The 2,720-nt window shown below is 65.4% G+C and carries 3 protein-coding genes; all 3 read left to right on the forward strand.

What is annotated here, in order from left to right; all coding sequences use genetic code 11:
• The first annotated feature begins 78 nt into the window (after nucleotides 1–78).
• From ACHFGA_RS05520 to ACHFGA_RS05530, 3 genes are read left to right on the forward strand one after another with little or no spacing between them, the layout of a single operon-like run.
• On the forward strand, nucleotides 79–981 hold the full coding sequence (locus ACHFGA_RS05520; protein WP_394281422.1) for an ABC transporter permease: 903 nt from the start codon (nucleotides 79–81) through the stop codon (nucleotides 979–981).
• Between the two features lie 11 nt (nucleotides 982–992).
• Entirely contained in the window at nucleotides 993–1,805 is an 813-nt protein-coding gene (locus ACHFGA_RS05525) for an ABC transporter ATP-binding protein (RefSeq protein ID WP_394281420.1), read from the forward strand.
• Nucleotides 1,795–2,709 (forward strand): glycosyltransferase, encoded by a 915-nt coding sequence (locus tag ACHFGA_RS05530; protein WP_394281421.1) that lies wholly within the window; start codon nucleotides 1,795–1,797, stop codon nucleotides 2,707–2,709. Before ACHFGA_RS05525 ends, ACHFGA_RS05530 begins: the two co-directional genes overlap by 11 nt.
• Nucleotides 2,710–2,720: the final 11 nt, after the last annotated feature.

The raw sequence follows: 2,720 nt of genomic DNA on the forward strand, positions 1-2,720 counted from the left end.
ACGCCGACGAAGGCGAGCCCGACGACGAGCCTGCGAGCCCGTCGGAATCCGAGACCGCCGACGACACGGACTAGGGTTATGGCCGTGCAGGACAAGACCACTGAACAATTACGTGCCGACGTCGCGCGGATGACCACGGTCACCGACGCCTCCGAGGTGCCCAAGTCGTCTTCGCAGACGCTTAAGGCCTCGATGCGCGACCTGACCTACGGCTTTAGCCAGCACGAGCTCTGGCTGCAGCTGGGTTGGCAGGACATCAAGCAGCGCTACCGCCGCTCGACCCTGGGTCCGCTGTGGATCACCATCGCCACCGGCGTGATGGCCGCCGCCCTGGGGCTGTTGTACTCGTTGCTCTTCCAGATCGACTGGCGGGAGTTCCTCCCGCACGTGACGGTCGGGTTCATCGTCTGGGGGTTCATCTCCGGGTGCGTGAAGGAAGGCTCGACGATCTTCATCGACAACGAGGGGCTGATCAAACAGCTGCCCTCGGCGTTGAGTGTGCACGTCTACCGAGTGGTGTGGCGCCAACTGCTGTTTTTCGCCCACAACCTGGTCATCTGGCTGATCCTGGTGTTTATCCTGGACATCCCGCTGAACTGGGAGTCGTTGCTGGCGATTCCGGCGCTGCTGCTGCTAGTGCTCAACGGCGTGTGGGTGGCGATGTTCTTCGGCATCGTGGCCACCCGGTTCCGCGACGTCGCCCCGCTGCTGGACGCGCTGATACAGCTGGCGTTTTATGTCACCCCGATCGTGTGGACCACCCACACCCTGGAGCAGCAGGGCGGGGAGGTCGCGGAGCAGGCCCGCATCGTAGAGATCAACCCCTTGTTCCATTACCTGGAGATCGTGCGTGCCCCGATGCTGGGCAACCACGTGGAGTTCTACCACTGGGCGATCGTGCTGGGCTGCACTGTGGTGGGGCTCGGCCTGACCCTGCTGGCGATGCGTCAGTGGCGTTTCCGTGTGAGCTACTGGGTGTAGGAGGAGCAACCATGGTTTCCATCGACACCTATAACGCGTGCGTCGATTTCCCGATCTTCGACGCCAAGTCCCGCTCACTGAAGAAGGCGGTGCTGTCTTCCGCCGGCGGGGCGATCGGCAAAAACGAGGCCAACACCGTCGTAGTGGAGGCGCTCAAAGACATCAACCTGCACCTGCGCGAAGGCGACCGGGTGGGCCTGGTCGGCCACAACGGCGCAGGTAAGTCCACGCTGCTGCGGCTGCTCTCCGGCATCTATGAGCCGACCCGCGGGGTGGCCGATGTCCGGGGCCGGGTCGCGCCGGTCTTCGACCTGGGCGTAGGGATGGACCCGGAGATCTCCGGTTACGAAAACATCATCATCCGCGGCCTGTTTCTGGGCCAGTCGCGGCGGCAGATGCGCAAGAAGATGGACGACATCGCGGAGTTCTCCGAGCTCGGCGACTACCTGTCCATGCCGCTGCGCACCTACTCCACCGGCATGCGGGTGCGCCTGGCGCTGGGCGTGGTGACCTCGATTGAGCCGGAGATCCTGCTGCTGGACGAGGGCATCGGCGCCGTCGACGCCGCCTTCATGGCCAAGGCGCGCGTGCGCCTGCGCGAGATGGTCAAGCGCTCCGGCATCCTGGTCTTCGCCTCGCACTCCAACGACTTTTTGGCCCAGCTGTGCACCACGGGTCTGTGGATCGACCACGGCCAGATCAAGCAGGCCGGGCTCGTCGACGAAGTCGTGGAAGCCTACGAGGGCAAAGAGGCCGGCGAGCACGTCCGCTCCCTGCAGCAACGATTCCTGCGCGAAGACGAGGGAGAACCCGATGTCCACTGATACCCCGCCGCTTGCCTCCACCGGCACCACAGCTGCCGTCATCGTCACCCACCAGCGCGTGGAGCTGCTGCGCGCCTCCTTGGGAGTCGTGGCCGCCCAGACCCACCCGGTGGACTGGATCATCGTGGTCGACAACGGTGCTGAGACGCAAGTGCGTGATCTGGTGGCCGAGGTCGCCGGCGAGCGCGGGATCTACCTGCCCTCGCGCACGAACCTGGGCGGGGCCGGCGGCTTCGCCTACGGGTTCCTGCACGCGCTCGCCCTAGGCGCCGACGCCATCTGGTGCGCCGACGACGACGGCCGTCCCGCCGACACCCACGTCTTGCAGACCCTCTACCGCGTGGCCGAAGAACGCGGCCTGCACGAGATCTCCCCCACCGTGTGCAACATCGACGACCCGGCGCGCCTGGCTTTCCCGCTGCGTCAAGGCCTGACGTGGCACCGGCGCGTGGACGAGCTGGAGGGCGAGTTCCTCGAGTCTTATGCCTCGTTGTTCAACGGCGCGTTGATCTCTGCGCGCGCGATGGAGATCATCGGCGTGCCCGACTACCGCCTGTTCATCCGCGGCGACGAGGTCGAATATCACCGCCGGCTGTCGCGCTCCGGGCTGAGGTACGGGACCTGCTTGACGACGTTCTACCTGCACCCGGACGGATCGGACGAGTTCAAGCCGATCCTGGGCGGCAAGATGCACGCCCAGTACCCCGACGGCGAGTTCAAGCGTTATTTCACCTACCGCAACCGCGGGTATCTGATCAGCCAGCCCGGCAACCGGAAACTCGCGCTGCAGGAAGTGGGCCGCTTCGCGTGGTTCTTCCTCGTCCAACGCCGCGACGTCAAGGGTTTCCGGCAGTGGTGGACGCTGCACCGCGCGGGGCGCAACGAGGATTTCCGCCGGCCATAACTTTCCACTCG

Origin of the sequence: Corynebacterium sp., assembly GCF_043426755.1 — a bacterium.
In the GTDB taxonomy this organism is placed as follows: domain Bacteria; phylum Actinomycetota; class Actinomycetes; order Mycobacteriales; family Mycobacteriaceae; genus Corynebacterium.